The sequence below is a fragment of the Burkholderia sp. DN3021 genome, assembly GCF_049805555.1.
In the GTDB taxonomy this organism is placed as follows: Bacteria; Pseudomonadota; Gammaproteobacteria; order Burkholderiales; family Burkholderiaceae; genus Burkholderia; species Burkholderia pyrrocinia_C.
Genome location: NZ_JBNCAB010000062.1, coordinates 1 through 16,751 on the forward strand (window position 1 = coordinate 1; position 16,751 = coordinate 16,751).

13 protein-coding genes and 1 pseudogene are annotated in these 16,751 nt (G+C 65.0%); 8 read left to right on the top strand and 6 right to left on the bottom strand.

Annotation, left to right across the window (positions count from 1 at the left end; genetic code table 11):
- The first annotated feature begins 182 nt into the window (after positions 1–182).
- The gene (locus tag ACPUER_RS25680) at positions 183–1,451 is read left to right on the top strand and encodes an ATP-grasp domain-containing protein (protein ID WP_175963025.1); all 1,269 of its coding nucleotides are present in this window, start codon (positions 183–185) and stop codon (positions 1,449–1,451) included.
- Between the two features lie 40 nt (positions 1,452–1,491).
- Here ACPUER_RS25680 and ACPUER_RS25685 read toward each other — a convergent pair whose 3' ends face one another.
- Positions 1,492–2,367, bottom strand: coding sequence for a LysR family transcriptional regulator (locus tag ACPUER_RS25685; protein WP_175963026.1), 876 nt, complete (start codon positions 2,365–2,367; stop codon positions 1,492–1,494).
- Between the two features lie 167 nt (positions 2,368–2,534).
- On the opposite strand from ACPUER_RS25685, the gene ACPUER_RS25690 reads away from it, so the two are divergent.
- A complete protein-coding gene (locus ACPUER_RS25690; RefSeq protein WP_175963027.1) occupies positions 2,535–3,479 on the top strand; it encodes a hypothetical protein in 945 nt (314 codons plus the stop codon).
- A 42-nt stretch (positions 3,480–3,521) separates the two neighbouring features.
- On the top strand, positions 3,522–4,730 hold the full coding sequence (locus tag ACPUER_RS25695) for an ATP-grasp domain-containing protein (protein ID WP_425132474.1): 1,209 nt from the start codon (positions 3,522–3,524) through the stop codon (positions 4,728–4,730).
- Between the two features lie 220 nt (positions 4,731–4,950).
- Here the strand turns inward: ACPUER_RS25695 and ACPUER_RS25700 are convergent, their stop codons facing one another.
- Entirely contained in the window at positions 4,951–6,720 is a 1,770-nt protein-coding gene (locus tag ACPUER_RS25700) for a histidine kinase (protein ID WP_425132475.1), read from the bottom strand.
- A gap of 82 nt (positions 6,721–6,802) precedes the next feature.
- A complete protein-coding gene (locus ACPUER_RS25705) occupies positions 6,803–8,215 on the bottom strand; it encodes an HD domain-containing phosphohydrolase (RefSeq protein WP_425132476.1) in 1,413 nt (470 codons plus the stop codon).
- Positions 8,216–8,678: 463 nt separating this feature from the next.
- Here ACPUER_RS25705 and ACPUER_RS25710 point away from each other — a divergent pair, with 463 nt between their 5' ends.
- Positions 8,679–10,211, top strand: a complete 1,533-nt coding sequence (locus tag ACPUER_RS25710; protein ID WP_425132477.1) for an FAD-dependent monooxygenase — start codon at positions 8,679–8,681, stop codon at positions 10,209–10,211.
- A 119-nt stretch (positions 10,212–10,330) separates the two neighbouring features.
- Here the strand turns inward: ACPUER_RS25710 and ACPUER_RS25715 are convergent, their stop codons facing one another.
- Both ACPUER_RS25715 and ACPUER_RS25720 read right to left on the bottom strand, forming a co-directional pair.
- A complete protein-coding gene (locus tag ACPUER_RS25715; protein WP_425132478.1) occupies positions 10,331–11,386 on the bottom strand; it encodes an aldo/keto reductase in 1,056 nt (351 codons plus the stop codon).
- Between the two features lie 72 nt (positions 11,387–11,458).
- Positions 11,459–12,049, bottom strand: coding sequence for a flavodoxin family protein (locus ACPUER_RS25720; RefSeq protein WP_310136291.1), 591 nt, complete (start codon positions 12,047–12,049; stop codon positions 11,459–11,461).
- A 118-nt stretch (positions 12,050–12,167) separates the two neighbouring features.
- On the opposite strand from ACPUER_RS25720, the gene ACPUER_RS25725 reads away from it, so the two are divergent.
- Positions 12,168–13,073 carry a LysR family transcriptional regulator gene (locus ACPUER_RS25725; protein ID WP_310136290.1) on the top strand — a complete coding sequence of 302 codons (906 nt, stop codon included), beginning with the start codon at positions 12,168–12,170 and terminating at the stop codon, positions 13,071–13,073.
- A 225-nt stretch (positions 13,074–13,298) separates the two neighbouring features.
- Here ACPUER_RS25725 and ACPUER_RS25730 read toward each other — a convergent pair whose 3' ends face one another.
- Complete coding sequence (locus ACPUER_RS25730) at positions 13,299–13,511, bottom strand: DUF1059 domain-containing protein (RefSeq protein WP_425132479.1); 213 nt, start codon at positions 13,509–13,511, stop codon at positions 13,299–13,301.
- Between the two features lie 354 nt (positions 13,512–13,865).
- On the opposite strand from ACPUER_RS25730, the pseudogene ACPUER_RS25735 reads away from it, so the two are divergent.
- From ACPUER_RS25735 to ACPUER_RS25745, 3 genes and pseudogenes are all read left to right on the top strand, one after another.
- Positions 13,866–14,078, top strand: a pseudogene (locus ACPUER_RS25735) (aldo/keto reductase); the annotation flags it as partial.
- 89 nt (positions 14,079–14,167) lie between these two features.
- Positions 14,168–15,073 (top strand): helix-turn-helix transcriptional regulator, encoded by a 906-nt coding sequence (locus ACPUER_RS25740; RefSeq protein ID WP_175963476.1) that lies wholly within the window; start codon positions 14,168–14,170, stop codon positions 15,071–15,073.
- Between the two features lie 243 nt (positions 15,074–15,316).
- Positions 15,317–16,474 carry a DUF4382 domain-containing protein gene (locus ACPUER_RS25745; protein ID WP_425132480.1) on the top strand — a complete coding sequence of 386 codons (1,158 nt, stop codon included), beginning with the start codon at positions 15,317–15,319 and terminating at the stop codon, positions 16,472–16,474.
- Positions 16,475–16,751: the final 277 nt, after the last annotated feature.

Sequence of the window (16,751 nt, forward strand, 5' to 3'; positions counted from 1 at the left end):
GGGCCAGCGCGCAGCGATCGTGGCCGGCACGTCGCGCGCGTTTGCCGTCGCGGCCGCGCTCGTCGCCGTCTGCATCGTGCTGGCCGCGCGCTGGCCCGGCGGCGCACCGGATGCCGTCGCGCGGGCCTGAGCACGTGCCGCCCGACTCCCTTCAACCGATCCCATAGCCGAGCGAGGAATCCATGCAGCATCGCTTCATCGATACCGTCCTGATCGTCGACGGTGCGTCGACGGCCGCCTATCTGGCGCCCGCGTTTCGCGCGTACGGCATCCGTTGCGCGCACGTGGTCAGCGACCCCGATTTGCCGGAAATCTACCGGAACCAGTTCGTCCCGTCCGACTACGTCCGCCAGGTCCAGCATCGCGGCGACATCGACGCGACGCTCGCGCAACTGAGCGACCTGCGGATCGGCGCGGTGCTGCACGGCCTCGACGCGGCGCTCGAACTCGCCGACACGCTGGCCGAACGGCTCGACGTGCCGTATCGCAATCCGCTCGCGACGTCGGCCGCGCGGCGCGACAAATTCGTGATGAACGAACGCATCCGCCAGGCCGGCCTGCGCGCACCGGCGCATTTTCACAGCACGTCGGTCGACGAAGCGCTCGCGTGGGCGCGCGCGCACGGCACGCTGCCGCTCGTGGTGAAGCCGGCTCGCAGCGCAGGCGTGGCAGGCGTGAAGATCTGCCGGACGCTCGCGCAGGTCGAGGCCGCCGCGCGCGACGTGCTGGCCACCCGTTCGCTGTATAACCAGCCGAACGACGACATCGTGATCCAGAGCTATTCCGAGGGGCAGGAATACATCGTCGATTCGGTGTCGTTCGAGGGCCGCCATCGCGTGGTCAGCCTGTGGGAAGTGCATCGCGACCGCACGCACGCGCCGCGGCTCGACAAGATGCTGGTGCTGAACCATGCCGACCCGCGCTACGCGCCGCTGCTCGACTACGCAGCCGACGTGCTCGACGCGCTCGAAGTACGCTTCGGGCCGACCCATCTCGAACTGTTCGACACGGCCGACGGCCCGACGATCGTCGAGCTGAACGCGCGGCTGCACGGCAGTCTCGATCCACGCTTGACGAGCGCGGTCAGCGGCGAAAATCACGTGTCGGCCGCCGTCGAAGCCGTGCTGCATCCGGAGCGGCTGTTCGGCGAAGCGGCCGCGCCGACGGATTTTCGCGGCTACTGCGGGCACGTGCTGCTGCTGTCGTCGCGCAACGGCGTGCTCGCGCAGGACTTCACATGGCAAGCGATCCAGGCGCTGCCGTCGTTCGTCGGGCTCAAGCAGTGGATCAAGGTGGGCGACACGCTGCGCGTGACCACCGACCTGCAGACGGCGCTCGGCACGGTCGGCCTCTACAGCCCGACGTTCGAGCGGCTGCTCGACGATTGCCGGCGCATCCGCGAAATCGAGGCCGATTTCTTCGCGGACGAACGCGCAGTCGCGCCGGCATAGCGTTATTGGCACCGCGCGCTCGCGCTCCGGCTCTCCGGCACTAGCGTGCGAGCAGCGCACCCGCCTGCCGGCCCAGCACCGCGCGCAATGCATCGAGTTCGGGCAGCGCGGGCACTTCCTCGGGCGTGACGAGGTAGGTCGTCACGCTGTCGAGATCGTCGAACGCGTGCGTGCGCAGTTCCTTGCGCGCCACGTGCTCGGTCGTGATCCGTTTCGGCAGGATCGCAACGCCCATGCCGGCCGCCACGCATCCAAGGATCGCGCCGAACGTGCCGAACGACGACACCGATTCGATCGCGAAGCCGCGCGCCTTCAGCCAGTGCTCGGCGACCGCCCGATACGGGCAGCCGTCGTGAAACGCCAGCAGCCGCACCGTGTTGTCGGCCAGCAATTGCCGGCGCGTGACCGTGACCGCGCTCGCCAGCACCATGTCCTCGGCAAACGCAGGCTCGTAACGCAGCCCCGGCCGGACGACCGCGCGTGCGGTGAGCGCGGCGTCGATCCGGCCGCGCAGCAGCGCGTCGGCCAGTTCCGGCTCGCTGCCGATCTGCACCGCGAGGCCCAGCGCCGGATCGTGCGCCTTCAATGCGGCGGCAAGAGCAGGCAGCCGCGTGGCCGCCGTGCTTTCCATCGAACCGAGCCGGAAGCTGCGCGCGACCGGCGTCTCGCGCACCACCTGCGTCGCTTCGTCGACGAGCCGCAGGATCCGGTCGCAATACGGGATCAGCCGGCGCCCCGCGTCGTTCAGCACCAGCCGCTTGCCGTGCCGGTCGAACAGCGGCGCGTCGAGCGACTCTTCGAGCTGGCGCAGCCGCGCGGTCACGTTCGACTGCGTGCAGCCGAGCCGTTCGGCTGCGCGCAACGCGCTGCCTTCCTGCACGACGGCCCGGAAGGTTTCGAGCAGAGGTATGTTCATATCACTTTCTCTTGTTACTGATCCAGTTTATATCATTTTACTTCGCACATCATCGGGATTAGCCTGACGGATATCCCGACCCAGCCGGCCCGCTTACGAGGAATCCGCATGCCATCCGCTGTCTGTTCCGGCTTCACCTCCGCTCGCCGTCGGCGCGCGGCTCGCCCGTGCGCGCGCTGATCGCCGCGCTGGTGCGGCGCGGCCCGACCGTGCTCGCGTGCGGCGTCGGCCTCGGGCTGCTGGTGCCGCCGCTCGCGGACATGGCGCGGCCGCTGATGCCCGTCACTGTGTTCCTGTTCGTACTCGGTACGCTGCTGCGCGTCGAGCCCAGCGCCGTGCGCGCGGTCGCGCGGCGGCCGGCCGTGTCGCTGCTGCTGCCTGCAGTGACGATGATCGTGTGCCCGGTCGCGCTCGGCATCGCGACGCGGCTCGCGGGCATGCCGTACGATTGGGTCGTCGCGCTGGTGATCGCGTACTGCGCGCCGCCGTCGAGCGGCACGTCGACGATCGCACGGATGCTGTCGCTCGACGCGAGCGTCGCGCTCGTCGCGACCCTTGCATCGATGGCGTTCGTTCCGCTTACCGCGCCGCTGCTGACAGCCTGGTTCAGCCACGATGCGGCCGTGTCGATCTCGCCCGTGACGCTCGCATTGCGGCTTGCGCTGCTGATCGGCAGCGCCGAAGGCGTCGCGCTGCTCGTGCGGCGGTTTGCCGGTGCCCGGCTCGATCGCTATGCGACACCCATCGACGCGATCGTCGTCGTCGCGCTGCTGGTATTCGCGCTCGGCACGATGGCCGGCATGCAGCAGTCGATCATCGACGCGCCGCACCGCGCGTTGACCTCGATCGCACTCGCGTTCGCCGTCAACGCCGGCTTCCAGATCGTCGCGTACGGTCTCACGCCCGGCGACGTCCGCACGCGGCTCAATGTCGCGCTGATCGTCGCCAATCGCAACGTCGGCCTGATGTGGGCCGCGCTCGGGCTCGCGGCCACGCCGACCATGGCGCTCGTGTTCACGTGTGCTCAATTGCCTATCTACACGCTGCCGCGCGTCGTCCAGCACCTGCTGCCGCGCCTCGAAGCGCAGCGCCTGCGCAGGCGCGCACGCTAGCCGGCACCGCCCCGCTCTCCCGTCCTCGATCAAGGATCCAGCATGAAGCGACTCATCGTGATCGGCGCACGCGCCACCGGCAGCAGCCTCGCGCTCGTGCGCGCCGCGCTCGCGCGCCAGGTGGCCGTGACCGTCGTCACCGCGCCCGGCCATCGTCTCGCCGGCGCGTTTCCCGACGGTGTCGAGACGATCAACCTCGAACCCGACGCCGGCCAGCTCGCCGGCTGGCTGCGCGCGCGTTTTCCGGACGAGATCGACACGCTGCGCGTGACGACCGCTCACGACACCTATGCGCGCACCGCCGCGTGGGTCGCCGACGCGCTCGGCCTGCCCGGCCCCGATGCGCGGCACGTCGCGCACGCGGTGTCGAAGTCGAACCAGAAGGCATTGCTCGCCGCGCACGGCATCCCCGCCGCGCAATTCGTCACCGGCACGCTGGGCGCGCCGGCTGCGCTCGCCGCCGCGGTCGACCCATTGCGTTTTCCGGTCGTCGTCAAGCCGTCGGAGGGATCGGCGAGTGACGGCGTCCGGCGCTGCGAGACTATCGCCGAAGTGCGCGCGCAGCTCGACGCGCTCGCCGCCGCGCGAGTCGATGCGCAGTCGCTCGCGACCGAGCGCGTCGTCGTCGAGGAATTCCTGAGCGGCAGCGAATACTGCGTCGAGTATTTCGACGGCCGCTACATCGGCGCGCTGCGCAAGCTGAAGCGGCATGGCGCCGGCTTTCTCGAACGCGGCTATACGTCCGAACTCGATCTCGATGCCGACACGCTGCGCGCGCTGATCGACGTCGGCACGCGCGCGACCGCGGCCGCCGGGCTCACGTGGGGGCCCGTGCATCTCGACTGCATCGTGCACGACGGCGTGCCGCACGTGATCGAACTGAATCCGCGCATCGCGGGCAGCTTCATTTGCGACATCGTGCGCGACGGTTATGGCTTCGACGTGGTCGACGCGTTGCTCGACAAGCTCGACGGACGGACGGTGACGATTCCCGAACTGTTCGAGCCGCACGCGTATGCGCGCGCCGAATTCCTGCTCGACAGCGATCCGGGCGCGTGGCGTTTCGCGCAGGCCGGCGAGATCGACGACGGCAAGGTCGCGATCAGCTACGGGCCGCAAGTGCTGCCCGATCGCGAACGGCGTGCGTTTCTTTATGTGCGTGTCGCGTTGCCTGTCGCGGATGATGCGGCGGAGAAGCCGGGTTCGTCGACCGATAGCCGCGACGTCGCGCAGCCGACGCCGGCCGGATAGCGCGTCGGACAGCGTGTCGTGACGGGAACGGCGCGTGCCCTCCCGTCGCGGCGACGGCGTTCCCTGCCGGCGGCGTGCAGCCGGTTCATCAGTCGTGTGGTCGAGCACCTGAACGAGCTGCCGGGCACGACGCTCAGCGCGTCGAGCGATACGTTGCTGGATCGGCGGGTGCGACGGTCTGAGTCGCGCTCATCTTTTTGCCGAACCCGGTTCGCGCACCTCATGCCCGCTGTTCCAGCTCCGCCGCGTCCGCGTTGTCGCGGGCCCGCCGGACCGGCAGCCGCACACAGAACGTCGTGCCGCGCCCGGGTTCGCTCGTCACGTCGATTGTGCCGCGATGGCGCTCGACGATGCCGTGCGATACCGACAAGCCAAGCCCGGTTCCCTGCCCGACCGGCTTCGTCGTGAAGAACGGATCGAAGATCCGCCGGACGACGTCGGGCGTCATGCCCGTTCCGGTATCGCTGATCGCGATCGACACCTGCTCGCCATCGCTCGACGTGCGGATCGTGATCACGCCGCGCTCGGGAATCGCCTGCGCCGCGTTGACCAGCAGGTTCATGAACACCTGGTTCAACTGCGACGGCAGGCATTCGACCTGCGGCAGGTCGCCGTAATCGCGCACGATGTCGGCCTTGTACTTCAGTTCGTTATGGACGACGTTGAGCGTGCTCTCGAGGCCCGCATGGAGATCGACCACGCTCCACTCGTCGCTGACCGGGCGCGAGAAATCGCGCAGGTCCTGCACGATGCGCCGCACCCGCACCGCGCCATCGATCGATTCGTCGATCAGCGTCACGATCTCGTCGCGGACGTAGTCCAGATCCGCGGCGCGGCCCATCGCCGTCAGCGCGTCGCGCGCGGCCGGGTCGAGCTGCGGCAGCGCCGCTTCATGCGCCGCGACCACATCGAGCAGGCTTCGCACCCATGTCTTCAACGTATTGAGGTTCGCACTGACGAAGCCGATCGGATTGTTGATCTCGTGCGCGACGCCCGCCGCGAGCTGGCCGATCGACGCGAGCTTTTCCGACTGCAGCAACTGCACGTGGGTTTCCTCGAGCACATGCAGAAGGCGCCGCTGCTCTTCCTTCTCCTGTTCGAGCCGTGCCTGCGCGGCCTTGCGCTCGTCGATCTCGGTCGCCATGTTCTCGCGCGTGCGCTGCAGCATCTCCGTCGTCTGCTCGTAGCGGTGCAACGCACGTTCGAGTTCCGCGGTACGCATTCGCACGAGCCGCTCGAGCGTGTCGGCCATCCCGCGCAGAAAGGTTGTGCGCGCATCGAAGCGGCTGAGCAGCAGCGTGACGATCAGCGACGCCATCGTAAACAGCGCGACGGTCGTCGCGAGCCACGGCGCGTCGATCCCGTTCGCCGCGCCGCATCGCGCGTCCGGCGCGAAATGGGCCGCCGCCATCCCCGTATAGTGCATGCCCGTGATGGCAATGCCCATGATGCAGGCCGCGCCGACGCGTTGCGCGGTCGCATGACGCGCCTGCCGCACGCGCAGCGCCTGCGCGATCCATAGCGCGGCAGTCGACGCGATCACCGCGATGCCGATCGATGCGGCGAACAGCGCGGGATCGTAGCGAATGCCGGGCTGCATGTGCATCGCGGCCATCCCCGTGTAATGCATGCTGGCAATCCCGCCGCCCATCAGCGCACCGCCCGCGAACTGCCGCCGCCAGCCCAGCCGTGCGCGCGTGACGACGTTCAGCGCGAAATACGACACGAGCACGGCAATCGCCAGCGACGCGCCGGTATCCGGCAGCGCATAGCCGAGCGGGATCGGCAGCGAAAACGCGAGCATGCCGACGAAATGCATCGACCAGATCCCGGTTCCCATCGCGGCCGCGCCGCCGCCCAGCCACGCACGCTTGAGCTTCGGGTTGTCGAGCAGCGAAATGAACGCGGCCAGGTCGAGCGTCGTATACGAGGCCAGCGTCGCGATCGCAAGCGATAGCAGGACGAGCGGGAGGTCATAGGTGCCGTGCATGATCGAGCGACCGAATCGGTGTGAAGGCGTTGCCGCCGCGCGATCGAGCGCGCGCAGCGTCCATCAGGCCATGTATCCTGCGTCAGCCGGGCGGCGCGCCTGCGTTGTGCGCCTGCGTCGACGCCGCCGCGCCGGCCAGAACGAGGATGTCGAACGGCGTCCCTTCCCGCGTCTCGAAACGGCGCACGAGCTCGATCTGGTGCGCCGACATCACGCTGCCCTTCGTCATCAACAGCACGCCGCGATGCGTGCGCAGATCGTCGGCGAGCTGCATCCCTTCGCGCAGCTGCGCGGACTTGATCTCCGCGACGGACGCCGCGATACCGAGACTCGCCGGGTCACGCATCAGCTCGATGCAACGTTCGACGATCTGCGGGTCGTATCGCACGCTGGCCTGCGAGCGCAACGCATCGAGCGCCTGTTCGACCGAATGCGGCACACCGATTTCGCCATTGCGCAGCCCTTCGAAATCGCGTGCGATCGCAACGATCCGCGAGCCGAGCGGAATCGCGTCGCCGGTCAGCCCGTCCGGCGTGCCGCGTCCGTTGAAGCGCTCGGACTGGTGCAGCACGATCGACGCGACCTTGTGCAATTGCGCGACCGGCGTCAGCACCATCTGCGCGCGCAGCGGATGCTGCTGGAACAGCCGGTGTTCGTCCGTCGTCATCCGCGCGAGCGGCTTGTGCAGCAATTCGTCGGGCAGCGACAACTTGCCGATGCCGTGCAGCAGCCCCGCGAAATAGACGTCCTGCGCGTGCAGCTCGCTCATCCCCGACGCCAGCGCGAGCCGGCGCGCGATCTCGCCCACGCGCATCGCGTGTCCGCCGGCGGTCCCGCAACGCAGCTCGATCATGCTCGCGCAGACCTGGACCATTGCCGTGAAACTGCTTTTCAGGTCGCGTTGCGCCGCTTCGAGGAACATCACGGTCTGGCCGAGTTCCTCGGTGCGTGCGCGCACCTGCGTTTCGAGTTCCGTGTTGAAACGGCGCAGCGCCTCGTTCTGCGCTTCCGTCAGCGCGGTCAGCCGGGCCGCTTCGCGGCGCAAGCGCCGCTGCTCCAGCGCCTGTTCGAGGGTCATCAGCAGATCGTGATCGTCCCACGGCTTGTTCAGGTAGCGATACACGCCGCCTTCGTTGACGGCCTGCACGACCGATGCGATATCCGCATAGCCGGTCAGCAGGATACGCATCGTGTCCGGGTACAGTGCCCGCGCGCGGGCCAGAAATTCCGCACCGCTCATGCGCGGCATCCGCATGTCGGACACGATCAGGTCGACCTCGGTCGACGCCAGTATCTCGAGCGCGGCCTCGCCGCTGTCGGCGGTCAGGATGTCGTAGCCCGCGGGTCGGAACACGCGCTTGAGCGCCGACAGCACGTTCGGCTCGTCGTCGACCAGCAGGATCGACGGTGCACGGCACGCGTCGTCGGATGCCGTTGCCGCTTCGGGCGTTTCAGGCAGTGCGTCGTTCGGCCCGTTTGTTGCGGATGTCGTCATAATTGGCCTCGGATCAATTATTCACACAATATCTCTCTGCAACATCGGCTTGTACGGCGCTTTCCTATATCGGGGGAAACGCTAATACGTCCTTTCGTGAACGCGAATGAAGAACGTCAAAAACATGAGTCGGTTGCACAACTGCCGTCGAGACCCATTCCGGTTCTTGCCAACCCTGCGTTTCGCGCATGGTCGACGTAACACGCCGGCACACCATCGCACTGCGGTGGGCGAACCATCGCCGCCATTTACGCGTCTTCGCTGCGGTGTTATAACGCGGTGTCGGAAAAGGCAGACTTGGTTTGGTAAGCCCAAGTCCTTTCGTTAGCGAAAGCTCTGGTCTTTGCCCCGTGCATGAGATCCCCACGACGAACATCCGACGCCGACCAGGCGTCCAAACGTTCGTCCGTGTGGCGCTCAACCTGAGAAACGCTCCGGTCGAACATCGACACAGGAGCAATTCATGCACGAGCACCATCAGGATATTTACGACGTCGTGATCGCCGGGGCTGGCCCCGTCGGTCTGTTTCTCGCCTGCGAGCTTCGCCTGTTCAAGCTGTCGGTCCTCGTGCTCGAGCGCGCCGAAACACCGCACTCTCCGTTGAAGCGCCTGCCGTTCGGCATGCGCGGCCTTTCGGCCCCCACCCTCGAAACGCTTGACAGGCGCGGGCTGCTGGACGAGGTAATCGAGGCCGGGCGTGCCGACCCTATCGCGGACAAGACTGCGACGATCGCGCACTGGAGGCAGCAGCCGCGCCGGCCCGCCGGTCATTTCGCCGGCATTCCGTTCCATCACGACGACATCGATCCCTCGAAGTGGCCGTATCGCCTGTCAGGCTCGGCCGACACCAGCATGGCAGTGGCAGTGGAGACACTCGAAACGGTCCTGGCTCGTCGAGCCGGCGCGACGGGATGCGAGATCCGGCGAGGCCTGAGCGCCGACGCATTCCACGAGTCGGATGGAGCGGTGACCGTTCATGCGGGTGGGAACACTTTTCGCGGGCGCTGGCTCGTCGGCTGCGACGGCGGCCGCAGTGCGATCCGCAAAGCCGGCTGCTTTGATTTCGTCGGTACTGGTCCGGAGTTCACCGGCTACTCCGTCGAAGTCGACATGGCTGAGCCGGACGCACTTCCCGCCGGCCGACACTACACATCGACGGGCATGTACACCTATGCGCGACCCGGCACGATTGCGATGGTGGAATTCGACGGCGGCGCGTTTCACCGCCTTCACCCCGTCACGCTGGAGCATGTGCAGGCGGTGCTGCGCCGCGTGTCCGGCACTGAAATCACGCTGACCAGGCTCAGGCAGGCTTCCACGTGGACGGATCGTGCCTTCCAGGCAACGACCTATCGGAACGGACGAGTGCTGCTCGCGGGCGATGCGGCGCACATCCACTCTCCTTTGGGCGGTCAAGGGCTCAATCTTGGACTCGGAGACGCGATGAACCTCGGCTGGAAGCTGGCAGCCACCATCCGTGGCGATGCGCCGGCCGGTCTGCTCGACAGCTATCAACAAGAGCGGCATCCGATAGGGGCACGCGTTCTCGATTGGTCGCGTGCGCAAGTCGCTCTTATGCGACCTACCCCCGGCACGCGCGCGCTGGAAGCGATCGTTCGCGATCTCATCGAGACCCGGGATGGCGCAACGTATTTCGCCGAGCGCGTCTGGGGTGTTTCGCTTCGCTACGATCTTGGCAGCCCTCATCCGCTGGTGGGCCGCAGCGTACCCGATTTCGAACTGGTCGACGGAACCAAGGCAGGCCGCCTGTTGCGCGACGGGCGGGGACTCCTGCTGGACTTCGATTCAGGCGCATCGCTTCAGGCGCTTGCGAACCGTTGGCGCGAGCGCCTCGCCTATGTCGCAGCCGACGCCAAGGATCGGTTAGGTGTGCGCGCTATATTGGTGCGTCCCGACGGGATCGTCGCGTGGGCATGCGAAGCCGCTCCCGACCATGAAGAAGTCGCCCACGCCATCTCGCGATGGTTTGGCTAAACCTGGCGTGCAGGTGATTCGCCTCGTCGATAGCAACGTCAGATAACCTTTTGGCATGCTTATCTCTCTTTCAGTGGGCGCATTCGGACAACCGCCCTATGGGTGTGCGGTAACCGGTTCTAATTCGACGCAACGGGCCTGAACGGCAACGGACGCCTGCTCGCGTCCTGACGATCGATCATCCAGCCTGGATAACAACTAGGCAGCGCACTCACGGCTTCAAGACGCGCAAGCTCGTCCTCGGTGAGAACGACATCGACCGCGCCGAGATTGTCTTCGAGCTGTTCGACCCGTTTGGCGCCGATAATGACGCTCGTGACATGCGGCCTGGCGAGCAGCCAGGCGAGCGCTATCCGGGCGACCGAGATACCGCGCGCGTCGGCGATGGCGCGCATCTCCGCAACGCACAGCCAGGCCCGATCAAGATCGACCGGCGGAAAATCGAAATGGCTGCGCCGCGAACCTTCTTCGGCTGGTGCCCCGGGACCAAACTTCCCGGAAAGCAAGCCGCCCGCGAGGGGCGACCAGACAAGCAGCCCCATCTGCTCGTCGATCACGAGCGGCACCAGTTCGCGCTCCACGTCGCGTCCGGCGATCGAATAGTAGGCCTGCAGCGTTTCGAAGCGCGTGGCATGAAGCGCCGCACTCAGTCCGAGCGCTTTACCGATCTTGCCTGCGCGCCAATTCGACACGCCGACATAACGAACCAGCCCCTGCCGCGTAAGGTCGTCCAGGGCCCGCAGCGTTTCTTCGATTGGCGTGACAGAATCGCTGGCGTGTATCTGGTAAAGATCTATATGGTCGACCTGGAGCCGTTCCAGGCTTCTCTGCACCGAATCCATGATGTGACCGCGCGACGCCCCCTGATCGTTGGGTTTCGGGCCCATCACGCCGGCTGTCTTCGTCGCCAGCACGATTTCGTTGCGTGGTACTCCGATGTCTTTCAGTGCCTGTCCGACGAGTCGTTCGGACTGGCCAAAGGAATAAATGTCGGCGGTGTCGATGAAATTGATTCCCGCGGCAAGCGCGCGGGCAATCAACCGGTTCGCGTCGTCCTGACCGACTGCGCCGATCGCCTTCCACATGCCCGCGTCGGCATTGCCACCCAGCGTCATCGTGCCGAGGCACAGCTCCGAGACATACAGGCCGGTGCGGCCGAGTTGCTTGTATTTCATGGCCATTCCTTTCAAGAGTGGCTGGATGACAGGTGGCGGCGTCCGTTTCGTCGCGTCGCGCGCGCCAGGATTTCAGTTGCGTTGAGCGTGTCCGGACCGAAACTGTCCGGCGATCATCGCGACGCGTGCGCCGTAGCGGCGCGCCGTCTCGAGATCCCCTGGCGACATCTCGTCAGGCGACGCATCGGCAGGCGTCTGCGCCATCGGCGCGATATAGGAGCCCATGCGATTCAGGTCGTCACGCATCGAAGCTTTCACGTTCGCCGGCTTGATATCCATGCTGACCCAGATGCCGCCGTGCTGCCCGGCGAGCAGAAAGAAGTATTCGAGCGTATTGAGCTTGTCGCCGTTGATACTCGCGCTGTTGGTAAAGCCGCCGAAAATCTTGTTTTGCCACCCGCCTTCGAACCAGGCTTTCGAGGACGCGTCCGCGAATTTCTTGAACTGCCAGCTGGGGCCGCCCATGTAGGTCGGCGAGCCGAACAGGATCGCATCCGCGCCGGCCAGCGCATCCCACGCATCCTCGGCAAGGTTTCCGTCGGTGTCGATTGCGACGAGTACGGCGCCGGCACCTTCGGCGACGGCTGTTGCCATACGCTCGGTATGCCCATAGCCGGAGTGGTAGACCACGACCGTTTTGATCGCAGAGGTATGTTGTGTCATGGCTGCTCCCTTTCGTTCAAGTTGTCCTCCGTGGACGACATGGGAAGCCACTCTACTGAGTCGTAACTGAGTTATAAATGATGACAAATTGAACGTTCCGTTACTCCCTGGGTGAACAATGCAAAACCTCGACGCGCTTTTGATCTTTGCCCGTGTCGCCGAAATGACGAGCTTCACGCGTGCGGCCGAAAGCCTTGGAATTCAGAAGGGGCGTGTGTCGATGGTGATCCGCGGACTCGAGCGGGATGTCGGCGTGGCGCTGTTGCATCGGACCACGCGGAGCGTGCAGCTTACTGAAGACGGACGCGCCTTTTATCTGCGCGCACGGGACCTGCTGGCCGAAGTACAGGAGTTGCAATCGATGTTCTCGGGTCATGGCACACCGCTGCGGGGCAGGTTGCGCGTCGACATGCCCACCGAGTTGGCACGAAGCGTCGTGGTTCCCGCCCTGCCGCAACTGATGGCGGCACATCCGGAGTTGGAACTGGAACTTTCCAGCACCGATCGGCGTGTCGATCTCGTCCAGGAAGGGTTCGATTGCGTGATCCGTCTGGGTCCGATCGTCGACGAGACGCTGATTGCCCGACCGCTGGGCAAGCTGCGCATGACCAATGCGGCGAGCCCGAACTATCTGGCACGGTACGGCATACCGCATACGCTCGACGATCTGCGCAGCCAGGGGCATCGGATGGTTCACTACACGCTGACACTCGGCGCCCGGCATGCCGGATGGGAATACCCGGACGGCGACGGCTATGCGTCGCTTCCGTTGCCGAGCGCGATGCAGGTCAACAGTGTGCAGACCTATCATGCCGCCGGGCTTGCGGGCATCGGGTTGATCCAGGCGGGATATTCGGCGCTCGCGCATCACATCGAAAGCGGCGCGCTGGTGGAGGTTCTGCCCGACTTGCGTCCCGAGCCCCTCGCCGCATCGCTCGTCGTGGCCCATCGGCGCAACCTGTCGCCACGCGTCCGGGCTTTCATGGATTGGATCGAGGGGGTATTGGAGCCGTATTTCGATTAACCGTCAGGTGTAGCGGCTCAACGGGGCAGAAAATGGCCGAACGCGGAAGTACGGGTTCGGCCCGGCAGCGAGGTATTCGCACGACAGCCGAACTCCGATAGCCGCCCCATGGACCACATTCAGAAGAAGATTTCGGCAAGATGCGCAGCTACGGTCAACGCCAATACGTGGTTGGCAGATGGCCGTCGTGAGGTGGTCGCTGCTCTTCGATCCGTCGCGCCGGCATTACGCTTGACGCGGTGTTTCAATGGGTGGTGTGCCGTCATGAAATAGCGCTTTCAGCTGTGAACGCAGCTCCGGCGAATCGGCATGCTTGTGAACCGCGACCGCATGCTGTACGGCCGCCTCGAGCAACTCGTTTTCGGAATCCGCGGATAGCGAAACGGAACAATTCATTTCGCTCGGGAATTCCCGGCAATCGATGTATTTGCGCGTCATGATGTCCTTCCTCATACGACAGTAGTCATGGGTCTTGCGTGGATGACCGCGCGGGATGCCGCGCGAAGCATATAGGCACGATTGCGCCTCCTTGTCGCGGACGAAATGACTTTGAAAGTATAGGTCGCGTGCAATGAATTCGCGGCAACGCATCGAAATTCACGACGTTCCGCGGGCGTCGCCCGCACGCCGTGCCGCAGGTGCCGTCTGCGGCCGGGAATGAAGCAGGGATGTAATCAACGGCCGACTACATGACTGACGAAATCCGCACACGAAAGTCCACGGTCCGGGCGGAAGCGACGTTTGAATGGCAGTCCGAAAGTGCGGGTCGATGGCCGTAGATGGCCGGGTGGCGTGCAGCGCTGGCTGGTACAGCGTGGCATCGTCGCTCCGGCGAAGTCCGTGCGAAAGGAGCGGATGCTGGAAAACCTGGCCGTCTTCGACTTCGAATTGTCCGAGGAATACATGCAGGCCATCGCCACGCTGGAGGCCGGCACGAGCAGTTTCTTCTCCCATCGCGATCCGGCGATCGTGAAGTGGATGAGCGAACGGAAACTCGGCCTCTGATGCGCAATCGCGGCGGCCGTCTGGCCAGTCAACCGTAATTTCGATTGGGTAGACTGCAGGGTCTCATCCTTGACCTTCTCACCGATTTTATGGCTACTGCACCGTCGGACAACGCCTCTTCCGAGTTCATTCCGGCCGACGTGAGGCAGACCGTCGTCACCCAAACATTGCCGTCCGCGCAGATCGGTATCAGTCGGCTGAAGACGGCACGAAGAAATATGGGCCGGACCGCGCCCTATGACCTCGAAGATGCCGATCTCGTCGTGTTGCAATTGCGCGCTTTCGGCGAACAGGAATTGTGGCTTGACGGACGTGCTGCTCGCTTCGTCCCCTACAACGCAGGGACCGTGACGATTCACGACCTCGACCGCAGGTGGGTGGCGGATCTGAAAGGGGCGTTCGACTGTCTCCACTTCCATCTGCCTCGCCGAACGCTGGAGGAAACGGCCGATGAAATCGGCGGCCGGCGACGACCGCAGCTTTATTTGCCGCCGCACTTGAGCGCAACCGACCCGATCGTCCATCACCTCGGACAATCATTGCTGCCCGCGTTGGCGCAGCCCGAGCATGCGTCGCAACTCTTCATCGATCATGTCGCGCTCGCTTTCCAGACGCATATCGCACGTCAGTACGGCGGTATCGGCGAGCGGCGGGAAAGGCAGACCGGCAAACTCACGCCGTGGCAGGAGCGTCAGGCAAAAGGACTCCTGTTCGAACACCTCAACGGAAAAATTTCGCTTGTCGATGTGGCGAAAGCCTGCGGTCTGTCTCGCAGTCATTTCGTCAAGGCCTTTCATCAGACCACGGGACTGCCTCCGCATCGCTGGCTGATCAATCAACGCGTAGAGCTGGCAAAAAAGTACATGCGCACGTCCCCCATGCCTCTGAACATGATCTCGGATTTGTGTGGCTTTGCGGACCAGAGCCATTTCACGAGGACATTCATGCGCCTGACCGGTGTCACACCTCGTCAGTGGCGTGCGGACAATCGTTGATTTAAGCACCGCGATACTAACTACTTCCGCGTCGCAATCGCTTTGTCCCGTGCCGCCTGCATTGCGCACGCTCCCTCGATAATCGCCGCCCTGTTCCGCTTCACTCCCCTGACGCGACATCAATCTCGCGGACGATTTACCGATAGAACCAAAAGTTACCGTTCGTTGCAAAGATGCCCAAAATAGTAGGCTGAAGCGACGCTATTCTTCGGTTACCCACAATAACACCCATGGGGGGTGACAATGAATAAGCTCTTTAAAAGTGCCCTTTGCGCTGCAATCGTGCCGTTCGTTCTTGCCGGCTGCGGCGGCGGAGACGACGGCGGCAGCGTGCAGAACGGCACGCTGCATGTCGCGATGACCGATGCACCGTCGTGCGGCTTCGATCATGTGTTCGTCACCGTGTCGCAGGTGCGCGTGAACGCCAGTTCGAACGCGGGCGACAACGACGGAGGCTGGTCGACGATCACGCTGCCGACGCCGCAGAAGATCGACCTGCTGTCGCTGACCAACGGCGCACTCGCCGATCTCGGCCAGACCGCGCTGCCGGCCGGCCAGTACCAGCAGGTACGCCTCGTGCTCGCGCAGAACCAGGGCAACACGCTCGCGAACTCGGTCGTGCCGACGGGCGGCAGCGAGCAGGCGCTCGCGACGCCGAGCGCGACGCAAAGCGGCTACAAGATCATCTCGCCGTTCACGGTCCAGCCGAACACGCTCGTCGACCTCGTGCTCGATTTCAATGCGTGCAAATCGATCGTGCAGCGCGGCAACGGCACCTATGCGCTCAAGCCGGTCGTGACGGCAACGCCGACGGTCGTGAGCGGCGCGATTTCCGGCTACGTCGCACAGGCCGAAGCGGGCGCAACGGTCTATGCCGAGCAGCGTGGCAAGGTCGTGCGCGGCACGGTGGCCGATAGCAGCGGCAAGTTCGTGCTGTCGCCGCTGATCCAGAGCTCGACGCAGGGCAATTACGACGTCGTGATCGTGCAGAACAACGTCGCATCGGGTGTCGTCCGCTCGGTGCCGGTTGTCGTGAACGCGAGCACGGCCGTGTCGACGTCGAACCTGCCGATCACGCTGCCTGCTTCGACGATGAGCACGGTCAGCGGCACGGTGACGGCGAGCGCGAACGCGCTGGTGCGCGCACTGCAGACGATCGATGCAAACGCATACGAGATCACGTCGATCAACGCAAACCTGGACACGGGCGCGTACGCGCTGTCGGTGCCGACGGCCGCGCCGATCGTCGGCACGTACTCCGGTTCGCTGCCGGTCACGCTGGCTGCGGCGCCGGCGTCGGCGGGCCAATATACGATCGAAGCGGACGCAGCGTCGGGCGCAACGCAATCGACGAACGTCAATGCAACGACTAGCCAGACGAACGTCAATTTCAATTTCTGACGGTTCAACGGCATAACGGAAAGGGCCGAACGGCCCTTTCCCCTCAACGGGAGAACGAAGTGAAAAAAGGGGTTATCGCGTTGCTTGCTGCGGCGAGCATGATCGGTGCACTCAGCGGCTGCGTGGCTTACGTTCCCGGTCCGCCGGTAGTGGTCGCGCCGCAAGGTGGTCCGGGGAACGGTTTCTGTCCGCCCGGACAAGCGAAGAAAGGCAATTGCTGATACGAGGCCCGCACATCGCGGGCCTTTCTTTTATCCGCTGTGCGCCGATGGACCGG

Bases quoted from the DNA above. Each gene is read 5' to 3' on its own strand.
- ACPUER_RS25680 (WP_175963025.1), top strand. From the start codon at position 183: ATGCAGCATCGCTTCATCGATACCGTCCTGATCGTCGACGGTGCGTCG.
- ACPUER_RS25685 (WP_175963026.1), bottom strand. From the start codon at position 2,367: ATGAACATACCTCTGCTCGAAACCTTCCGGGCCGTCGTGCAGGAAGGC.
- ACPUER_RS25695 (WP_425132474.1), top strand. From the start codon at position 3,522: ATGAAGCGACTCATCGTGATCGGCGCACGCGCCACCGGCAGCAGCCTC.
- ACPUER_RS25700 (WP_425132475.1), bottom strand. From the start codon at position 6,720: ATGCACGGCACCTATGACCTCCCGCTCGTCCTGCTATCGCTTGCGATC.
- ACPUER_RS25705 (WP_425132476.1), bottom strand. From the start codon at position 8,215: ATGACGACATCCGCAACAAACGGGCCGAACGACGCACTGCCTGAAACG.
- ACPUER_RS25710 (WP_425132477.1), top strand. From the start codon at position 8,679: ATGCACGAGCACCATCAGGATATTTACGACGTCGTGATCGCCGGGGCT.
- ACPUER_RS25715 (WP_425132478.1), bottom strand. From the start codon at position 11,386: ATGAAATACAAGCAACTCGGCCGCACCGGCCTGTATGTCTCGGAGCTG.
- ACPUER_RS25720 (WP_310136291.1), bottom strand. From the start codon at position 12,049: ATGACACAACATACCTCTGCGATCAAAACGGTCGTGGTCTACCACTCC.
- ACPUER_RS25725 (WP_310136290.1), top strand. From the start codon at position 12,168: ATGCAAAACCTCGACGCGCTTTTGATCTTTGCCCGTGTCGCCGAAATG.
- ACPUER_RS25730 (WP_425132479.1), bottom strand. From the start codon at position 13,511: ATGACGCGCAAATACATCGATTGCCGGGAATTCCCGAGCGAAATGAAT.
- ACPUER_RS25740 (WP_175963476.1), top strand. From the start codon at position 14,168: ATGGCTACTGCACCGTCGGACAACGCCTCTTCCGAGTTCATTCCGGCC.
- ACPUER_RS25745 (WP_425132480.1), top strand. From the start codon at position 15,317: ATGAATAAGCTCTTTAAAAGTGCCCTTTGCGCTGCAATCGTGCCGTTC.